This is a genomic window from Halomonas sp. R57-5 (genome assembly GCF_900070345.1).
Classification (GTDB): domain Bacteria; phylum Pseudomonadota; class Gammaproteobacteria; order Pseudomonadales; family Halomonadaceae; genus Vreelandella; species Vreelandella ventosae_B.
Genome location: NZ_LN813019.1, coordinates 179154 through 196870, shown reverse-complemented (window position 1 = coordinate 196870; position 17717 = coordinate 179154). Strand labels below are relative to the sequence as shown.

Genomic DNA, 17717 nt, shown 5'->3' with positions numbered 1-17717 from the left:
AGTGCCCACGGGCATCCTCACAGGAGAAACCCCATGAGCGAGCGTATCACGCGCCACCGTTTACAGGTGGCAGCCGATTTAGATCGTTTTATCAATGAGCAGGCGCTACCGGGAACAGGCGTTGATGAAAATGCCTTTTGGGCCGGTGTGGATGCCCTGTTTCATGATTTGACCCCGAAAAACCGTCAATTACTTGAAGAGCGCGACACGCTGCAAGAGAAACTCGACGTATGGCACCGGGAAAACCCCGGCCCGGTGACCGATATGCCGGGATACCGCCGCTTCTTAAAAGAGGTTGGCTACTTGGCAGAAGCGCCGGCTAACGTCAAAGCGACCACCGCCAACGTTGACCGGGAAGTCGCCGTTCAGGCAGGCCCGCAGTTGGTCGTACCGGTTAGCAACGCACGCTATGCGCTGAATGCGGCGAACGCCCGCTGGGGCAGCCTTTACGACGCCCTGTACGGTACCGATGCCATTTCCGAAGACGACGGCGCCGAAAAAGGCACCAGTTTCAACCCGAAGCGCGGCGCCAAAGTGATTGCCTACGCCCGGGGCGTGCTTGACCGCGCGGCACCGCTGGCGACTGGTTCGCACCGTGATGCGGTGAACTACGCCATTCGTGACGAGCACTTGGTAGTGACGCTGGAAGGCGGTCGTGAAACCGGCCTTAAGGATTCCGGCAAGTTGATTGGTTTTAGCGGCGAAGCGGCCAAACCCGACGCGATTCTGCTGGGTAACAACGGTCTGCACCTGGAAATTCAGATTGACCCCAGCGACTCCATCGGCAAAACCGACCCGGCAGGCGTTAAAGATGTCGTGGTAGAAGCAGCTCTAACCGCGATCATGGATTGCGAAGACTCCGTTGCCGCCGTGGACTCAGAAGACAAGGTCGGTGTTTACAGCAACTGGCTGGGTCTAATGAAGGGCGATCTGGAAGAGAAAATCGAAAAAGGCGGCAAGACGTTTACTCGTAAACTTAACGCCGACCGCACCTGGCAAACCACCGATGGCAGCAGCGTCACGCTACCCGGCCGTTCGCTGATGTTCGTGCGTAATGTGGGTCACTTAATGACCACACCAGCGATTTTGGATGAGAAAGGCAACGAGTTACCGGAAGGTATCCTGGATGCGGTGGYCACCTCGCTGCTCGCGCTGCACGACCTCAAGAAAGACGCKGACCAGCCGCGCAATTCGCGCACCGGCTCTGTGTATATCGTCAAGCCGAAGATGCACGGCCCTAAAGAAGTCGCCTTCGCCAACGAACTGTTTGGACGCGTCGAAGATATTCTAGGCATGAGCCGCGATACCCTGAAAATGGGCATCATGGACGAAGAGCGCCGCACCACGGTTAACCTCAAGGCGTGTATTGCCGAGGCCGCTTCACGGGTGGCGTTTATCAATACCGGCTTCCTCGACCGTACCGGCGACGAAATGCATACCGCCATGGAAGCCGGGCCCATGGTACGCAAGGGCGATATGAAAGGCGCCGCGTGGATTCAGGCCTACGAGAAGAGCAACGTGCAAGTGGGTCTTGCTTGCGGCCTACGTGGACGCGCTCAGATCGGTAAAGGCATGTGGGCCATGCCTGACCTGATGCACAATATGCTGGAGCAGAAAATTGGCCACCCGAAAGCGGGTGCCAACACTGCTTGGGTGCCCTCTCCTACGGCGGCGGCGCTGCACGCACTGCACTACCATCAGGTCAACGTCACCGACGTTCAGCGCGAGCTGGAAGGTTTAGGTGAACCTGACTACCTGGATGACCTACTCACCGTGCCGGTGGCGGAAAACGCCAACTGGTCCGATGAAGAGAAGCAGCAGGAGCTGGATAACAACTGCCAGGGTATTCTCGGCTACGTAGTACGCTGGGTAGAGCACGGCGTGGGCTGTTCGAAAGTGCCGGATATCCACAATGTGGGCTTGATGGAAGACCGCGCCACGCTGCGTATCTCCAGCCAGCACATTGCTAACTGGCTGCTCCACGGCATTGTCGATGCACCGCGGGTGGAAGAGACCCTCAAGCGCATGGCCAAGGTAGTGGATGAGCAGAACGCAGGCGACCCCACCTACACCGCCATGAGCGCCGATTTTGAAGGCTCCACCGCTTTCAAAGCCGCCTCCGACCTGATCTTCAAAGGCCGCGTCCAGCCTTCCGGCTACACCGAGCCGCTACTGCACGAGTGGCGCCAGGTGCATAAAGCGAAGTAAGATCGTTTTACGGTGTAATCAGCCTCGAGGCTTATGCCTCGGGGCTTTTTTATGAAAGGAAAAAAACAATGACCGTCATGACTGCCGAGCAAATCGAACACTTTTTAGACGAAGTGTTTCCACAGCGGATGGGTAAGATAGAGAGCGTGGGTGAAATGACGGCCACCCTGCGCTTGAAGATAGGCAACGAGCACCTGCGACCCGGCCCGCGGGTTTCCGGGCCCACCATGATGGGCTTTGCGGATGTGGCTATGTACGTGGCTATTTTAGCGCAAATTGGCCCAGAGCCGATGGCGGTGACCAGCGATTTAAACTGCCACTTCCTCCGCGCAGCCTCCGGCGATCACGACATTATCGCCCACGCCAAGCTGATCAAACTCGGCCGCCGCTTAGCGGTGGGCGAAGTACAGCTATTCTCAGCCAGCGATGAAACGCGCCCCGTGGTGCACGTCACCGCCAGCTATGCGCTGCCGGATAAGACTTGAAGCGAACGCCACTTACGGTGCCAACGTCATAAACGGCTCATCTTGCTGGTCGCTAAAGGCGTAAACGTTATAGGGCTCACTCTGAGGCCCCGGCATACCCGGCGTACCGATGGGCATCCCCGCCAGGCCAATGCCATCTATGTCAGGCTGCTCTTCAAACAGCTTGGTAACCGCTTCCATCGGCACATGGCCTTCAATCCAGTAGTCGCCTATTTCGATGGTATGGCACGACCCTAAACCATAGGGGACGCCTGCCTGCTGTTTGATCTCACTTAGCTCAACGTCATCAACGATCGTTACATCCACACCCTGCTCTTCAAGGTGGCGGGCGTACTCGTCACAGCAGCCGCACTGCGGATTCTTGTACAGCGTGGCTTCATCCGGCAACGCAGCCTGAGCCGAGGCGGCTCCTAGGAGTAAAGCACTAGATAAAACCGTAGCGGTAAAACGCTTCATGAGCGGTCTCCTTGAGGTGTGTGGCTAAACAAATACTTGCCCAGCGAGGCAATAACCAGCCCTATCAACAGTAAAAAAGTTAGCGGCATTAACCAAGCCAACCAACCCATCGAACTCATAAAAGCAAAACAATCTGCGTTCATCATGGTAAGCCTCCTACCAAGTCAGCTAGCAATAACGCTTTAAGCTTACAACTCTGGGGCTACCCTCAGGTCAAGCCTTGCAACCTTGCGGACAACAGTAAGGTTGCTACAGATCATGTTTTGACCGCTGGGKTCAGGCTCGTTTCAGGTTAACACCGTATAAAGAACGGGTGACAATAACCTCTGAGGTAAATGACCATGCGCTACACTCTTTTAACAACGTCTTTGTTTGCCCTTTCATTAAGTCTGATCACGGGCGCGGCGCTGGCTGCACCCGGCCACGGCGGTGGTGGCAATAACCTAACCGAGGCTGACGTCGACCGCACGATCAGCCTTGAGGCTGGCGATATGTGGTTCGACCCTGAAGAGCTAGAGCTGGCTGCTGGGGAGGTGGTTAGATTTGAAATCACCAACACCGGTAATTTAGAGCATGAATTTGTGATTGGCAGTAAAGAAGCCCAGGAAGAGCATCGTCAAATGATGCTAGATATGGCCAATGGTGACCACGATATGTCTAATATGGCACACGGTGAAAGCCACGATATGGCCAACATGAGCATGGCAGGCGTCACCATTGCGCCTGGTGAGACAGGGACTCTACTATGGAGTGTTCCTGATAATGCTAACCAGCTAGAGTATGCCTGTAACATCCCCGGCCATTACGAATCCGGCATGTACGGCAATTTTTCTTTCTAACCTGATGTTTACCCATGAAACTGTTGCTACTCGAAGATGATGACCTGCTAGCAGAAAGCTTGGCAGAGAGTCTTAAAGACAACGGTTACCTGGTTGATTTGGCCGCTTCATTGAAAGCGGCCAAGTCGCTTATGGCAACCGAGCATTACGAGCTGGCTATCTTGGATATCGGCTTGCCCGATGGCTCGGGGCTGGATCTGCTCGCCCAGTGGCGCAAGCAAAAACGCGCCACCCCTATTTTGATTCTGACGGCCCGCGACACCTGGGAAGATAAAGTCATTGGTCTTGAAACAGGAGCCGATGATTATCTGACCAAACCCTTCCATGAAGCCGAGCTCATGGCCCGCTTGAAGGCCCTACTGCGTAGGCAGTCTGGTCAGTTATCGCAGGTGGTCACGCTTAACGGCGTATCGTTGGATGGGGGAGGCCAACGGGTTTTCAAAGAAGGGGAAGCGTGGCGCTCGCTCACGGCGACTGAGTTTCGACTACTGCGCTATTTAATGCTGCATCCGGATCGCATTCATTCTAAAGAGCAGCTACTAGAGCAGCTGTATGCCTTGGAGCAGGATGCTGCCGCGCCCAACCTGGTCGAAGTCTATGTCGCTCGTCTGCGCCGTTATCTAGGCAAATCAATTATCCAAACTCGCCGCGGTCAGGGGTATTACTTTGCTTCACATTGATCGGCGCAGCTTACGTTTTCGACTACTCGCCTGGCTAGGTGGCGTGGCGCTATTCGTGGTGATGACGACCTGGCTACTACATGGAATATTGCTGCAGAACCTTGCTCGGGATTTCTTGAGTGAGCGTCTCCAGCGCGAAGCCGACCATGCCGTCACCCAGCTTGAGCAAGGKGAAGCCGCCATGCCTGCCGCGCTTGACTCGGTTAGCCGTGGCTATCAAGTCTTTCACCATTTATACGTGCTGCGCCTTAACGGCTCGGTGAGCGCCTCTAATCCCCAATGGCAGCAACAGTTGGCGCCGCTGCTGGAAGAAAACGGCGATGCTCTTTTAGATGTTAAACAGGGCGATCAGCACTTGCTGGTCTACCGCCGCCATTTTGAGTGGCAGGGTTCTAACGGCGTATTACTGGTGGGGGAGGATTTTTCCCAGGTTGAAGCAGGCCTGGCTACACTGCACTGGTGGGTAGGCGGCATTGCCGCAGGGCTTTTAGTAATGCTAATCACGCTCAACATGCTGGCCGTTAACCGTAGCCTGACGCCTTTATGGCAACTGCGTGGGCAATTGGCCGAACTGCAAGCGGGGGAGCGCGAGCGCCTTTCGCTAACCGCGCCAGCCGAGCTGGACGCCCTGGTCGCACAGCTTAACCGCTTCATGGATGACATCGACCTGCGTCTACAGCGCTCTCGAGAGTCATTCGCCAACCTTTCCCATGCCTTAAAAACTCCGTTGGCAGCGGTTACCCAAGTACTGCGCGGCAACCGGCCTATTGATGAAAACCGACGACAGAAACTGCTCAGCCGTATTGAGGCTATTAACGCCCAGTTAGATGCGGAGCTGCGTCGTTCGCGTATTGCAGGCCCTAACGCGGGTCGAATGGCCAACGTCACGCGAGATAGTTCACGACTCATCGAGATGTTCCGCAGCCTTTACCCTGAGCGTATGTTCAACCTCACCCACTCGGCACACGAGAAAGACCAAGTGCCTATTGAGGCTCACGACTTTTCTGAAATAGTAGGCATCGTGCTCGATAACGCTGGCAAATGGGCGAGTAGGCGCGTTCATTGCGATATTGCCGTCTCCGCTACCACACTCACGCTCACCATTGATGATGACGGACTCGGCGTTGCAGAAGAGGATCTTTCGCGTTTGGGTGAGCGKGGCACACGGCTGGATGAACKCCGTCCCGGCTATGGCTTAGGCCTTTCGATTCTTGCGCAGCTAATTGCCCGCTACTCAGGACACTCGCATTTTGAACGCAGCCCACTGGGAGGCTTGCGCGTTACGATTATCCTGCCACTGGCGGGTGAAATGGCTAATTAATCACTATTCAGCTTTGTTTCAGCTTCTTCCATCAAGATGGTGCCATTCATCATTGATGGGAGTTCCACATGGCACGCTCAAGCATCATTTCTCACCCGCTCTCTCGCCGACAGATCCTAAAAGGCGGCGCTGCCTTAGGCTTAGGTTCCGCTGCCGCAATGGGACTAACCCCCGCCTGGGCAACCCCCTGGGGCCGCACCAATGTCTATGCGCAGGGCGTCGAAGAAGGCCCCGAGGTATCGCTAGCCATTCGCCGCGAGTCACACCCTATTGATGGTCAAGATGCGACCCCCATCACCATCAATGGCACCAGCCCAGGCCCGATGATTCGCTTGCAAGAGGGGCAGGACGCAGTGCTTCGCGTCACTAACCTGCTGGATGAGCCCACCTCTATCCACTGGCATGGCCTCATCCTACCGCCGGAAATGGATGGCGTGCCTGGGGTTAGCTTTGCAGGTATCGCCCCTGGTGAAACCTTTACCTATCGCTTTCCTGTTCGTCAGAACGGTACCTACTGGTACCACAGCCACTCAGGTATGCAGGAACAGCTTGGCCATGCGGGGCCGTTAATTATTGACGCCGCCGAACGCGAGCCATTCCGCTACGACCGAGAGCACGTGCTACTGCTCACCGACTGGACCTTTGAAGACCCCATGTCGGTGTTCCGTAATCTGAAAACCATGGAAGGCTACTACAACCTCCAAGAGCGCACGATTGCTGACTTCTTCGCCGATGTTCGCGAAAAAGGTTTCGCACAAACCGCCGAAATGCGCGGCATGTGGGCCCAAATGCGTATGAGCTCCCGGGATATCGCCGATGTCACTGGCAGCACTTATACCTACCTGCTCAACGGCCACYCCCCCCAGGAAAACTGGAACGCGCTGTTCAAGGCAGGAGAGCGGATACGGCTACGCGTGATTAATGGCTCAGCCATGTCATTCTTCGATGTCCGTATACCCGGCCTGAAGATGACCGTGGTAGCCGCTGATGGCCAGCCGGTGCAACCCGTTCCCGTTGATGAATTCCGCATTGGCGTGGCGGAAACCTACGATGTGCTTGTTTCACCTGAAGACGACCGGGCATACACCATCTTCGCCGAGTCCATGGATCGCAGCGGCTAYGCMCGCGCYACSCTRGCWCCRCGTGAAGGCATGCAGGCSGASATTCCTGAACGCCGTCAAATTGCMGACCGCGGYATGGAAGCCATGGCTGCCCACGGTATGGGCGGTATGGATCACTCCAATATGGCAGGGATGGACCACTCAGGCATGTCMAATATGGAAGGTATGGATCACTCCAATATGGCGGGGATGGATCATTCTGGCATGTCGAATATGCAAGGCATGGATCACTCCAACATGGCGGGTATGGATCACTCTAATATGGGCGGCATGTCGGGCGAGCAGGCGAAAATCGGCGAAAATGGCTTGCTCGTTGCCGGTGAAGCCCAGCCCGGTTCTCGCTACGACCAGGCAGGCATAGGCATCGACCCCAACGAACGTCGAGTACTCGTCTACCGCGATCTTAAAGCCTTCACGCCATGGCCTGACCGCCGCGAACCAGGCCGTGAGCTTGAACTGCACCTGACCGGCAACATGGAACGCTACATGTGGTCGTTCGACGGTAAGAAGTTTAGCGAAGTGACCGGCCCTATTCACTTTGTGAAAGATGAGCGGCTGCGCCTCATCCTCGTCAACGACACCATGATGGAGCACCCCATTCATCTCCACGGCATGTGGATGGAGCTGGAAAACGGCCAGGGTGAATTGATTCCGCGCAAACACACCCTGAATGTGAAGCCCGGCGAGCGCGTGTCTGCGCTGATCACCGCAGACGCCGAGGGCAGTTGGGCGTTCCACTGCCACCTTCTCTATCACATGGATGCCGGCATGTTCCGCGTTGTTCAGGTTTCTTAAGGAGGCAGTATGAAAACCAAGCACTACTTAACCCTCGCCAGCGTGGCCCTCGGCGTGGCCGCCGCTACTACCGCTCAGGCCGACGATGGCTATGCGGCTCCAGACAACTGGCCAGCGCCCACGATGGAACACAACATGGGCATGGGGCTGTTCGACCGGCTTGAATACACCGTGCCCGACAAAGGCCAAGACGCTGTGGTATGGGACTTTCAAGGCTGGTACGGCGGTGATATCAACCGCGTTTACCTGAAGTCAGAGGGCGAAAACGTCCAGGGCGACGGTGAAGATGCTGAGTTCGAGTCCCTGGAACTACTCTATAGCCGCCTAGTGGCAGATTTTTGGGAGTTACAAGGGGGTATCGGTTATCAAGGCGGTGTGTTCTCCGATGACCACGCCGAACGCACCTATGGGGTGGTCGGCCTGCAAGGTGTGATGCCCTACGGCATTGAAACCGACGTTGCCATGCAAGTGAGTGAAGATGGCGACGTGGCTGCCAGTTTTGAGGGCGAATACGATCTGCGACTCACACAGCGGCTCTACCTACAGCCGCGCACCGAAATCGCCGTGGCCGCCAGTGAAGTGGAAGAATTTGGCGTCGGTGAAGGGCTTAACTCGGTTCGTGCTGGCCTGCGGCTAGGCTATGAAGKCACCCGCCGCTTCGCCCCCTACGTCGGTGCTTATTGGGAGAAAGAGTATGGCGACACGGCGGATCTCTCCCGCGCTAGCGGCGATAACACGGAAGACGCGGGGGTCGTTGCTGGTGTGAAGCTGATGTTTTAACGAAGATAAGTGCGACTGCCCCTTCGCAGTCTGCGCAGGGGCGAGCTTACACATTGGATCGATTGGCCCAACCTCAATGCAGCGATTGCCGCACTGTTGCCGGGCACCCCAGAATCGCCTGACATTTACCGGCAGAGCATTCAACAACAGTGCGGTTCTCTGGTGCATCTAACGGTGGAAGTGCTGTTAGATTCGAGGTCTTGATCCGAAGACAAGCCAAGCAAGCTAATCAGTGAGCTTGTTGCTGGTTTTGTTCCCACGTAACGCTTACCGCTAGCCCATTGGGCATGCGGTTACTAAGTGTAAGGCGTGCATCCTGGCGCTGAGCCAACTCCGAAACAATCGACAAACCCAATCCGCTGCCAGTAGTGCCCTGACCAGACGCGCGCCTAAAGCGTTCAGTGACTTTATCCAGTAGTGTCTCAGGCAGTCCAGGGCCAGTGTCTCTCACAATAAGTTGAGGCGCTCCCTCCCAAAGTGCCAACTCTACCTCTACATGACCGCCTTCCGGGGTATAGCGCAAGGCGTTATCCAGTAGGTTACGAAAGAGAATCCCCACTTCGACTTCGTCGGCGCGAACCTCCAGCCGGGTTAACCCTGTTAGCCTCAGGTGCTGATCTCGCTCTTCAGCGAGGGGCCACAGCTCGGCTACCAATTCAGCAATAATCGGGTAAAGATCGATTGTCGCTGGTGAGGTTGTGGCCACTTGATCCAAACGCGCTAAAATAAGCAGCTGTTCTACCACACGCTGAAGCCGTTCCACCCCGACATAAGCCTTTTGTAGTGATTGCTCTCCCCCCGCCTGCGCGTTATCTAGGTGAATTCTTAGCGCTGCTAAGGGCGTGCGTAACTCATGGGCCGCATCTGCTGTAAAGCGCCTCTCGCGCTCTAACGTTGCTTTCAACCGGGCGATAAAGTCGTTTAGCGATTGGCGTAATTCATTAAGCTCTTGAGGAACCGGGTCATCAATTTTACGCAGGTCGTGGGCGGAGCGGCCTTGTACCTGGTTGGAAAGCGCTTGAATGGGCGCAATACCTCGCCGAATAATACGACTCATCAGCCAAAGGAGGAGTGGCAGCAAAAAGAGCATCGGCAATAAATTGTTCCAGGTGATGCGCTCCACCACTTCATCATGAAACGAACCTCGCAGCCCCATGCTGATCCAGGTATCGCTGGCAACATCGAACATGCTGAACACTCGCCAACGATGACCATCGTAGCTTTCCCAGCGAAACCCCTCTTCTAAAGGCGCGGGGAAAGGCCCGGCATCATTCCATTTGCCCCCTAGAAGCCTGGGTGAGCCATCGGCATTCCAAAAACCCAGTACTAATTTAAGCTCTTCCTCGTGGTAAAGCTTGATACCTGATTCAAAGCTGCTGTCGGGCACTGTGCTACCGTCGCGATATAGCTGAGCCGGATGTTCTGGAAGGCCCATACGCGAAGCCAGTCGAGCATAGTCGTCAATGGTCGCGTTGGGATCGAGTTGGCCAGCCACAATCCGGCTATGCAGACTAAGCTGTGTATCGAGAATTTCTTCTAGCTCGTGATCCGTAATTAAGTAGGCCGCGGTAACCGCGACTCCCCCGGCGACAACCATGGTAATGGCCAGGGTACGAAGTAGATAACGCCGTATCGATATCATCGTGCTTGGCTATCCAGCCGGTAGCCAATTCCGCGCACATTAATGATCACATGTTTTTCAAGTTTTTTACGCAGATGATGAATGTGAACTTCCACCGCATTGGACTCTATCTCATCGCCCCAGCCGTAAAGCAAACTTTCTAAACGTGGACGAGATAGCACTCTGTCGGGATGCCTAGCTAGCTCTAACAACAAGGCATACTCCCGTCGGCCCAACTTTACGTCTTTGCCTCGCCAACTCACCACATGACGAGCCTCATCAATACTCAGTGCCCCCAGCGTCAATATCTGCGAGGCGCGTCCCTCAGCGCGTCGCATTACGACACGCAAACGGGCAAGTAACTCCTGCAAATTAAATGGCTTGAGTACATAGTCATCCGCCCCCGCATCTAAACCACCAATACGGTCTTCCATCGCATCGCGGGCCGTCAAAATCAGAATAGGTAGAGTGGATTGCTGACGGAGTAACTGCAGTACCCGCATGCCGTCCATATCAGGCAGACCAAGATCCAAAATAATCACACTGAAGGTCTCGCTTCCGATAGCGCGGATTGCCTCGCGGCCAAGCATAAACCAATCGACCGTGTACCCCTCGCGTTCCAGTGCCGTTTTAATGCCATCCCCAAGCAGGGGATCATCTTCTATCAGCAGTGCGCGCATGCTGCTCCCTCAAACTACAAACCGCTATCTTCGCTACCAAAACTTAAGCTTTTCTTAAATACGGCAACTTATTCCCCAAAAAGCATACGCATCTGAACTCAACCAGTAAGCCAGCCACCTTTTTTGCAAACCTCTTACGCAGCTTAACTCTTCTTTAAGTTATTTAGGCTCAAGCTGCCTCTTTCGCCATGGGCAAAGCCAAAGCAGCGCCTTCAATGGCGGTCATTTTGAATCTGCCTTGTCGCTGCCATGGGCAGAACATTGTCTATTAATTGAACAGAGCGCCATAGTATGCACTTACTAACACTTATTAGAACAAACTATTATTTAAAAATAATGGCCCGTTTTTTAGAAAAAAGAATGAAGCGATATTTACTGGGGGGCATACGCTATATCCTCAAAGCACCGGCACCAGAAACCATCGATAGCCTTGTGGGCATAGAGAAAATTTTAATTATTCGCCCCAATTTTCGTCTGGGCAACGCACTAATCAGCACCCCGGTCATCGATGCTTTTCGTAAACGCTTTCCTTCCGCGCGCATAGACTATTTAGCAACTGATAAAACATGGCCACTATTGCAGCAACGTCCTGTTGATCATTTCCATTTACTGTCGAGAGCCGCCATTCTCCGTCCCTGGCAGTGTGTGACACTATTACGCCGCTTACGAGCACAACGCTATGACCTGGCGGTACAAGTGAGCGGAGGATCAACGAGCGGCTTTATAGTGACCCGGTTAATAGGGGCGCGGTACAGCATGGGGTCGCGCAAAGGTCACCAGCGGTGGTACAGCATTGAGGCTGAAGGTAAGTCATCACACGCCTATGATGCCATCGTCAATTTGACACGCCCGCTTGGCGTTACTTGCCGTAATCGGCCACTGCTCCAGCTAACGGAGCAGGAACGCTATCAAGCCATCACGAAGATACGACAGCTATTCAGTCTGCATAGCGACCACTCATCAGATACAGACTTTATTGCGATCTTCGTAGGCGGGCATCAAAACAAACGTTGGCCGTTGGCATTTTGGCTAATGCTCATCGATGCCATGGAAGCCTGCAAAATACGTTATGTCGTTTTCCTTGGGCCGGAGGAGTTTAGGCTTCTAGCACCGATTGAGCAGCGCTTGATGTCATCGCAGTATGGCAGCTTATGCCCACCGCTTCCTATCCGTCACTTTGCTGCGGTTTTAGAGCGTGCGAGTTTACTCGTGACACCCGACTCAGGGCCGATGCACTTAGCAGCAGCACTCGATGTCGCCACCATTTCCCTGGTACGTCAGAAAAAATCACTCGCCTTCGTACCACGAGAACCCTATGACACGATCCTGTGGCGTCCAGAGATCAGCACCATAGTAGAAGCCATACAAGCTAATCTTGAGGGTCGAGCCTCAACGACACCCGTTCATGCGAACTCGGCAGCAGGCCAACCAAAACAGTGCCTAACACCTTCCCCTAATACAACCCATACGTACGCCAGCTAATGAATGAAAGCACATAACTGTTCGTTAAGTATTCGGTGACAAGATAGGTTCAACCTCATCACGATTCGGGTGCATCGGAATGTGCATATCGCTCTTATCAACAAAAAAGATCGCTTCTGATAGTTGGATGCCGCTTGGTAATAAGAGTCTCATTGACTGGCAATGGTTTTCTTTTCGGCTATGCCTATTTTTAACTACCTTGTTAACCATTTTCCTTGTGCTATTTGGGTTAGAGACCATCGAAATCATTATCGCTACTTTCAGCATGGGGATCAGCAGTACCTCTCAACTATTAAGGTTAAGCAGTGCAAGAACCGCTATGTGTCACCTCCTTCATCCTGAAGAGCGCGAGGTTTTAGATACGCTGGACGCGATAGGTATGGCAGGCGTGGGGACTTTGGTTGTTTTATATCTTTTAGCCTAATCGCTCGTTGCGAAGGCCACTACCTGATTTATTCGGCTATGGAAAATATACCAACACTTGACCTATAGGCGACCCCAGGTACTACGCTGTTAGCCTTGATAAGGCAAAAAAGGGAGGTTGCCATGGCATCATCAACACAGCAAAGCGCGCGGGTTTACCGGATGAAAMCCGCCGAGCATCTGTGCCCGTTTGGCCTGAAGACGGTTGATCTACTCAAACGCAAGGGCTTTAAGGTCGACGACCACACCTTAACGTCCCGCGATGAGATCGACGCGTTCAAGCAACAGGAAAATGTCGACACTACGCCTCAGGTGTTCATCGGTGACCAACGCATCGGCGGCTACGAAGAGCTGCGTGAGCATCTGGGAATGAGTGKTCCCAATGCAAAAGAAACCACTTATCGGCCGGTAATTGCCATTTTTGCTACTGCGCTACTGATCGGTTTGGCGATTAGTTGGGCGTCCCAGGGCACACTGTTCACTGCACGCATGCCGGAGTATGCCGTTGCTACGGCCATGGTGCTGCTGGGATTGCAGAAACTGCAAGATGTCGAAAGTTTTAGCAGTATGTTTTTGAATTACGACCTGTTAGCTCAACGCTACGTCCCCTATAGCTATTTTTACCCCTACGCCGAGACGCTTGCAGGTATTTTAATGCTGGCCGGGGCGTTGATGTGGCTGGCCGCGCCGCTGGCGCTGTTTGTCGGTACGGTGGGGGCGGTCTCCGTGTTTAAAGCCGTGTATATCGACAAGCGTGAGCTTAAATGCGCCTGCGTCGGCGGTAACAGCAATGTGCCGTTGGGTTTTGTGTCGCTAACCGAAAACCTGGTAATGATCGCCATGGGGCTGTGGATGCCGCTACGGATGTTGTTGTCATAAATAGCAAAATGGCAGAGCAACGCGTGGCATAAAAAGGTCTTAGGATCGTGCCGAGGATCCAAATGCTTCCGACCCTCGGCATAGAGTTCAGACTAGCAGCCACATCCCTGAGGTTTTACGCGGCAGGTAACTGGGCAATTATTCGATCCAATGTCATCGGGTATTCGCGCACCCGAACACCAGTAGCATTGTAGATCGCGTTGGCAATCGCGGCGGCTACGCCACAGATGCCCAGTTCCCCAACACCTTTTGCTTTTAGCGGCGATGAAGCAGCATCGGTGGTGTCTAAAAAGATGACCTCCTGCTCGGGGATATCCGCATGCACCGCCACTTCGTAGCCTGCCAAGTCGTGGTTAACGAAGAAACCGCGCTCGGTATCCACGCTCATGCCCTCGGTCAAGGCAGCCCCCACGCCCATGGTCATACCGCCAATCACCTGGCTGCGCGCCGTGATGGGGTTGAGGATGCGCCCTGCATCGCACACGGCCAGCATACGCCGCACGCGGGTTTCCCCGGTATAGGCATGCACGGCCACCTCAACAAAGTGTGCCGCGAAGGTGCCAATCTCCAGCTTGTCCTTAAAGTCGCCAAAGTTGATCGAATCTTCAGCCATAATCTCTTCGCCATCGGCCACGTCGGCCAGCGCCAGATCTATCTGCCCGGCGGCAACGCGGCCATTTTCAAAGCGCGCCTCGTCAACGTTCAGGTGCTTGGCGATCTTCGCCTGAAGCGCTACACAGGCGGCGTAAACGCCAGCGGTAGAGCTCGCTGCTCCAAACTGCCCGCCTGAGCCGGAGGAGGTCGGGTAGGCGCTATTGCCAAGGCGTACCTCTACGTCCTGCATCTCCATGCCCATGGTTTCTGCGGCTGTCTGGGTCAGGATGGTGTAGGAACCGGTGCCGATATCGGTCATATCGGTTTCTACAATCAGTCGCCCATTCTGCAAGCGCACCCGCGCGCCCGAGGTCAGGGKGGGCGCACCGCGGKAGGCACCGGCCATACCGTGGCCAATCAACCACTGGCCTTCGCGCTGGCCGCCCGGTTTATGATTACGTTCAGCCCAGCCGAAGGTGTCGGCGCCCTTTCGCAGGCACTCCACAAAGTGGCGTTCGCTGAAGGGCTTTGATGGCTCTTCGGGATTGACCTGGGTGTCGTTGAGAACTCTGAACTCCACCGGGTCCATGCCGAGCTTCTCCGCCATCTCGTCCATGGCGATCTCCAGCACCGCGAGCCCCGAGGCTTCGCCAGGGGCACGCATATCCGCCGATTCAGGAAGGCCCATATCGATAGGATGGTGGGCCATGCGACGATTTTCGCCCGCGTAGAAGCAACGAGTCTGATTGACCGCATCTTCACCGCTGCCGCCGGGCAGCGTATGGGAAACGGCGGCATGGTCGAAGGCGGTAATCTTGCCATCTGACCCGGCCGCGATGCGCAGGCGCTGAATGGTGCCGGAGCGGTGCGTGGCGTTGTTGAAGATCATTGGCCGCGGCAGAGCCACCTTGACCGGCTGGCCGGTCGCGCGCGAGCCAAGCGCCGCCAGCACCGCATCGGCGCGTAGCCACAGCTTGCCGCCAAAGCCACCGCCCACGTAAGGGCTTTCCAGGCGGATTCTGTCGGCGTCGATATCAAAGGKGGTAGCGAGCGCCTGGCGCGTCCATTCGATCATCTGGTTCGAGGTCCATACCGTCATCTGCCCGCCGTCTGACCAGTCAACAATGGAAGAGTGAGGCTCCATCATGGCGTGGCTTTGCGAAGCAGTGCGGTAGGTTTCATCCAGCGTCACCGGTGCGGCGTCAAACGCACCATCCACATCGCCTACGTTGGCGATCGGCTCACCAGTGTTTTGCAGACGCGTCCAGGCATCTTCAAGATCGAACACCCCCGGCGCCTCTTCGTAGCGCACGTCGATCAATGACGCCGCACCACGCGCCTGCTCCAAGGTGTCGGCGACCACTACAGCAATCGCTTGGTGGTAGTGCTCAACGGTGGCCCCCCCGAACAGGTGGGCCACATTGCTGTCGGCACGCGCCAGCGGCTCAAACTCCAGAGTGGTGATAACGGCGGCTACGCCGGGAGCGGCGCGGGCGGCCGAGGCGTCCATATGGGTGATTTTTCCCCGGGCAGTTGTTGCGCCCACGGGATAACCCACCAGCTGGTTGGCCACGACGGCATGCCGCTCGTAAGCGTAGGGCGCGCTGCCGGTTACCTTAAGGAGCCCGTCGATTCGTACATGCGGCTTGCCGATAATACGGGCACGGTCGAACAGGTTATCTTCCGTTGATTGATTAAAATCCATGGGTCACTCCTGAGCCAGCAGCGCGGCGAGCGTTCGCTCTGCGAGGGTAAGCTTGTAGGCGTTCTCATGCGTTGGACGAGCCCCGTCCAGTAAGCGGGCCATGACGGCGGATGCGCCCTGGGGTAACAGCGCATCGGCTTCAGCACGGCGCCAAGGCTTGGGCGCCACGCCCCCCAGTGCCACACGCCCGGTGCCATCGGGGGCTTGAATCAGCGCAACGGATACCAGCGCAAAGGCGTAAGAAGCCCGGTCGCGCACCTTGTAGTAGGCATGGCGACCTTTAACAGGGGGCGGTAGCCGCACGGCGGTGATCATTTCACCTGCTTGCAGCGCGTTCTCTATCTCCGGGGTATCTCCGGGCAACTGGTAAAACTCATCCAGCGTCAGGCGGCGCGTTTCACCCGATGACGTCACGGTTTCCACTTCGGCATCCAGCACGCGCAGGGCAACGGCCATATCCGAAGGGTGCGTGGCAATGCACGCGTCTGACGTGCCGATGACGCCCAGTTGACGCGACGTTGCGCCATCACCCAGTGCTGCACAGCCAGCCCCAGGCGAACGTTTGTTGCAGGGCATACCAGTGTCATAAAAATAGGGGCAGCGCGTGCGCTGTAAAAGATTGCCGCCGGTCGTGGCTTTATTGCGCAGCTGGCCCGAAGCACCCGAGACAAGCGCCCGACTCAACACCGCGTAATCCTTGCGGATCCGGGCATCCGCCGAGAGCGCGGTGTTGCTGACCAGCGCACCAATGCGCAGGCCGCCCTCATCCGTCGGGGTAATATCGTCAAGACCCGTGCCCGATACGTCGATCAGGTGCCCGGGGGTTTCGATCTCATGCTTCATCAGATCCAGCAGGTTAGTACCGCCCGCAATAAACTTGGCGCCCGGCACTTCCGCCGCACGCGCTGCCGCCTGGGCCGGGTCGCTGACGCGTTCATAAGAAAAAGCTTTCATGAGCGCGCCTCCGCCACCTGGTTAATGGCCTTGAGAATGTTGGCGTAGGCGCCGCAGCGGCAAAGGTTGCCCGACATCCGCTCGCGAATTTCCGCATCGCTTATCTCAATAGGCGCATTCAGATCGTTGGTAACGTGGCTTGGCAGCCCCGCCTGGATCTCGTCAAGCACTGCCTTGGCCGAGCAGATTTGCCCCGGCGTGCAGTAGCCGCACTGGAAAGCGTCATGATCGACAAAGGCTTGCTGCATGGGATCAAGATGGTCGMCCTCAGCCACCCCTTCGATAGTCGCAATATCATCGCCTTCATGCATCACCGCAAGAGACAAGCAGGCGTTGATGCGTTCGCCGTTCACCAGCACCGTGCAGGCACCACATTGACCGTGGTCACAGCCTTTCTTGGAGCCTGTAAGTTGCAGGTGCTCACGCAGGGCATCCAAAAGCGTTGTGCGGTTATCCAGCGTTAACGGATGGTGTTCACCATTGACGGTCAGTGTAAAGGTGCTGCTATCAGGGTTCTCGGTCTTGGGGTGTCTTTCGACATTATTAGAGGAGTTCATTGCTATATGCCTTCCTTGCGCGTTGCTATCGCTTATTTAGTGCCATAAGACCTTTAGCATAGTCACGATTACCCCAGGCAGCCCAAATCTCTGACCAACCCCTGTAAAACAAAGCCTCTACATACCTCAGGTGCGCT

General features: G+C 55.6%; 17 protein-coding genes. 10 read left to right on the top strand and 7 right to left on the bottom strand.

Annotation, left to right across the window (positions count from 1 at the left end):
* Positions 1-33 precede the first annotated feature (33 nt).
* The gene (locus HALO_RS00955) at positions 34-2208 is read left to right on the top strand and encodes a malate synthase G (RefSeq protein WP_050712851.1); all 2175 of its coding nucleotides are present in this window, start codon (positions 34-36) and stop codon (positions 2206-2208) included.
* Between the two features lie 68 nt (positions 2209-2276).
* Positions 2277-2693: a PaaI family thioesterase gene (locus HALO_RS00950; protein ID WP_035581946.1), complete on the top strand. Its 417-nt coding sequence runs from the start codon at positions 2277-2279 to the stop codon at positions 2691-2693.
* A 12-nt stretch (positions 2694-2705) separates the two neighbouring features.
* On the opposite strand, the gene HALO_RS00945 is transcribed toward HALO_RS00950, so the two are convergent.
* Both HALO_RS00945 and HALO_RS23000 read right to left on the bottom strand, forming a co-directional pair.
* Positions 2706-3149 (bottom strand): DUF411 domain-containing protein, encoded by a 444-nt coding sequence (locus tag HALO_RS00945; protein ID WP_035581948.1) that lies wholly within the window; start codon positions 3147-3149, stop codon positions 2706-2708.
* A complete protein-coding gene (locus tag HALO_RS23000) occupies positions 3146-3295 on the bottom strand; it encodes a hypothetical protein (RefSeq protein WP_157693147.1) in 150 nt (49 codons plus the stop codon). The genes HALO_RS00945 and HALO_RS23000 overlap by 4 nt, the downstream gene beginning before the upstream one ends.
* Before the next feature lie 195 nt (positions 3296-3490).
* Here HALO_RS23000 and HALO_RS00940 point away from each other — a divergent pair, with 195 nt between their 5' ends.
* The 6 genes from HALO_RS00940 (at position 3491) to HALO_RS22995 (ending at position 8889) form a co-directional block, all read left to right on the top strand.
* On the top strand, positions 3491-3988 hold the full coding sequence (locus HALO_RS00940) for a cupredoxin domain-containing protein (RefSeq protein ID WP_035583658.1): 498 nt from the start codon (positions 3491-3493) through the stop codon (positions 3986-3988).
* 14 nt (positions 3989-4002) lie between these two features.
* On the top strand, positions 4003-4668 hold the full coding sequence (locus tag HALO_RS00935; RefSeq protein ID WP_035581950.1) for a response regulator transcription factor: 666 nt from the start codon (positions 4003-4005) through the stop codon (positions 4666-4668).
* A complete protein-coding gene (locus tag HALO_RS00930) occupies positions 4655-5989 on the top strand; it encodes an ATP-binding protein (protein ID WP_050712850.1) in 1335 nt (444 codons plus the stop codon). The genes HALO_RS00935 and HALO_RS00930 overlap by 14 nt, the downstream gene beginning before the upstream one ends.
* 68 nt (positions 5990-6057) lie before the next feature.
* Positions 6058-7905 carry a copper resistance system multicopper oxidase gene (locus tag HALO_RS00925; RefSeq protein ID WP_050712849.1) on the top strand — a complete coding sequence of 616 codons (1848 nt, stop codon included), beginning with the start codon at positions 6058-6060 and terminating at the stop codon, positions 7903-7905.
* A gap of 9 nt (positions 7906-7914) precedes the next feature.
* Positions 7915-8685: a copper resistance protein B gene (locus HALO_RS00920; RefSeq protein WP_050712848.1), complete on the top strand. Its 771-nt coding sequence runs from the start codon at positions 7915-7917 to the stop codon at positions 8683-8685.
* A gap of 9 nt (positions 8686-8694) precedes the next feature.
* Entirely contained in the window at positions 8695-8889 is a 195-nt protein-coding gene (locus tag HALO_RS22995; protein WP_157693146.1) for a hypothetical protein, read from the top strand.
* Between the two features lie 25 nt (positions 8890-8914).
* Here the strand turns inward: HALO_RS22995 and HALO_RS00915 are convergent, their stop codons facing one another.
* Together HALO_RS00915 and HALO_RS00910 are read right to left on the bottom strand one after the other, a co-directional pair.
* On the bottom strand, positions 8915-10327 hold the full coding sequence (locus tag HALO_RS00915) for an ATP-binding protein (protein WP_035581959.1): 1413 nt from the start codon (positions 10325-10327) through the stop codon (positions 8915-8917).
* Positions 10324-10986, bottom strand: a complete 663-nt coding sequence (locus tag HALO_RS00910) for a response regulator (RefSeq protein ID WP_035581962.1) — start codon at positions 10984-10986, stop codon at positions 10324-10326. The genes HALO_RS00915 and HALO_RS00910 overlap by 4 nt, the downstream gene beginning before the upstream one ends.
* A 291-nt stretch (positions 10987-11277) precedes the next feature.
* On the opposite strand from HALO_RS00910, the gene HALO_RS00905 reads away from it, so the two are divergent.
* On the top strand, positions 11278-12468 hold the full coding sequence (locus HALO_RS00905; RefSeq protein WP_035581963.1) for a glycosyltransferase family 9 protein: 1191 nt from the start codon (positions 11278-11280) through the stop codon (positions 12466-12468).
* Between the two features lie 546 nt (positions 12469-13014).
* Positions 13015-13770, top strand: a complete 756-nt coding sequence (locus HALO_RS00895) for a glutaredoxin (RefSeq protein ID WP_050712847.1) — start codon at positions 13015-13017, stop codon at positions 13768-13770.
* Between the two features lie 115 nt (positions 13771-13885).
* On the opposite strand, the gene paoC is transcribed toward HALO_RS00895, so the two are convergent.
* The 3 genes from paoC to HALO_RS00880 are packed head-to-tail and all read right to left on the bottom strand — an operon-like array spanning position 13886 to position 17580.
* Complete coding sequence (paoC, locus tag HALO_RS00890; protein ID WP_050712846.1) at positions 13886-16069, bottom strand: aldehyde oxidoreductase molybdenum-binding subunit PaoC; 2184 nt, start codon at positions 16067-16069, stop codon at positions 13886-13888.
* A 3-nt stretch (positions 16070-16072) separates the two neighbouring features.
* Positions 16073-17023 carry an FAD binding domain-containing protein gene (locus HALO_RS00885; protein WP_035581974.1) on the bottom strand — a complete coding sequence of 317 codons (951 nt, stop codon included), beginning with the start codon at positions 17021-17023 and terminating at the stop codon, positions 16073-16075.
* Positions 17020-17580, bottom strand: coding sequence for a 2Fe-2S iron-sulfur cluster-binding protein (locus tag HALO_RS00880; RefSeq protein ID WP_092490793.1), 561 nt, complete (start codon positions 17578-17580; stop codon positions 17020-17022). Before HALO_RS00880 ends, HALO_RS00885 begins: the two co-directional genes overlap by 4 nt.
* Between the last annotated feature and the right edge of the window lie 137 nt (positions 17581-17717).

Excerpts from the sequence above, each read along its gene's own strand:
- HALO_RS00940 (WP_035583658.1), top strand. The coding sequence starts at position 3,491 with ATGCGCTACACTCTTTTAACAACGTCTTTGTTTGCCCTTTCATTAAGT.
- HALO_RS23000 (WP_157693147.1), bottom strand. The coding sequence starts at position 3,295 with ATGATGAACGCAGATTGTTTTGCTTTTATGAGTTCGATGGGTTGGTTG.
- HALO_RS00885 (WP_035581974.1), bottom strand. The coding sequence starts at position 17,023 with ATGAAAGCTTTTTCTTATGAACGCGTCAGCGACCCGGCCCAGGCGGCA.
- HALO_RS00935 (WP_035581950.1), top strand. The coding sequence starts at position 4,003 with ATGAAACTGTTGCTACTCGAAGATGATGACCTGCTAGCAGAAAGCTTG.
- HALO_RS00945 (WP_035581948.1), bottom strand. The coding sequence starts at position 3,149 with ATGAAGCGTTTTACCGCTACGGTTTTATCTAGTGCTTTACTCCTAGGA.
- HALO_RS00905 (WP_035581963.1), top strand. The coding sequence starts at position 11,278 with ATGCACTTACTAACACTTATTAGAACAAACTATTATTTAAAAATAATG.
- HALO_RS00915 (WP_035581959.1), bottom strand. The coding sequence starts at position 10,327 with ATGATATCGATACGGCGTTATCTACTTCGTACCCTGGCCATTACCATG.
- HALO_RS00910 (WP_035581962.1), bottom strand. The coding sequence starts at position 10,986 with ATGCGCGCACTGCTGATAGAAGATGATCCCCTGCTTGGGGATGGCATT.
- HALO_RS00950 (WP_035581946.1), top strand. The coding sequence starts at position 2,277 with ATGACCGTCATGACTGCCGAGCAAATCGAACACTTTTTAGACGAAGTG.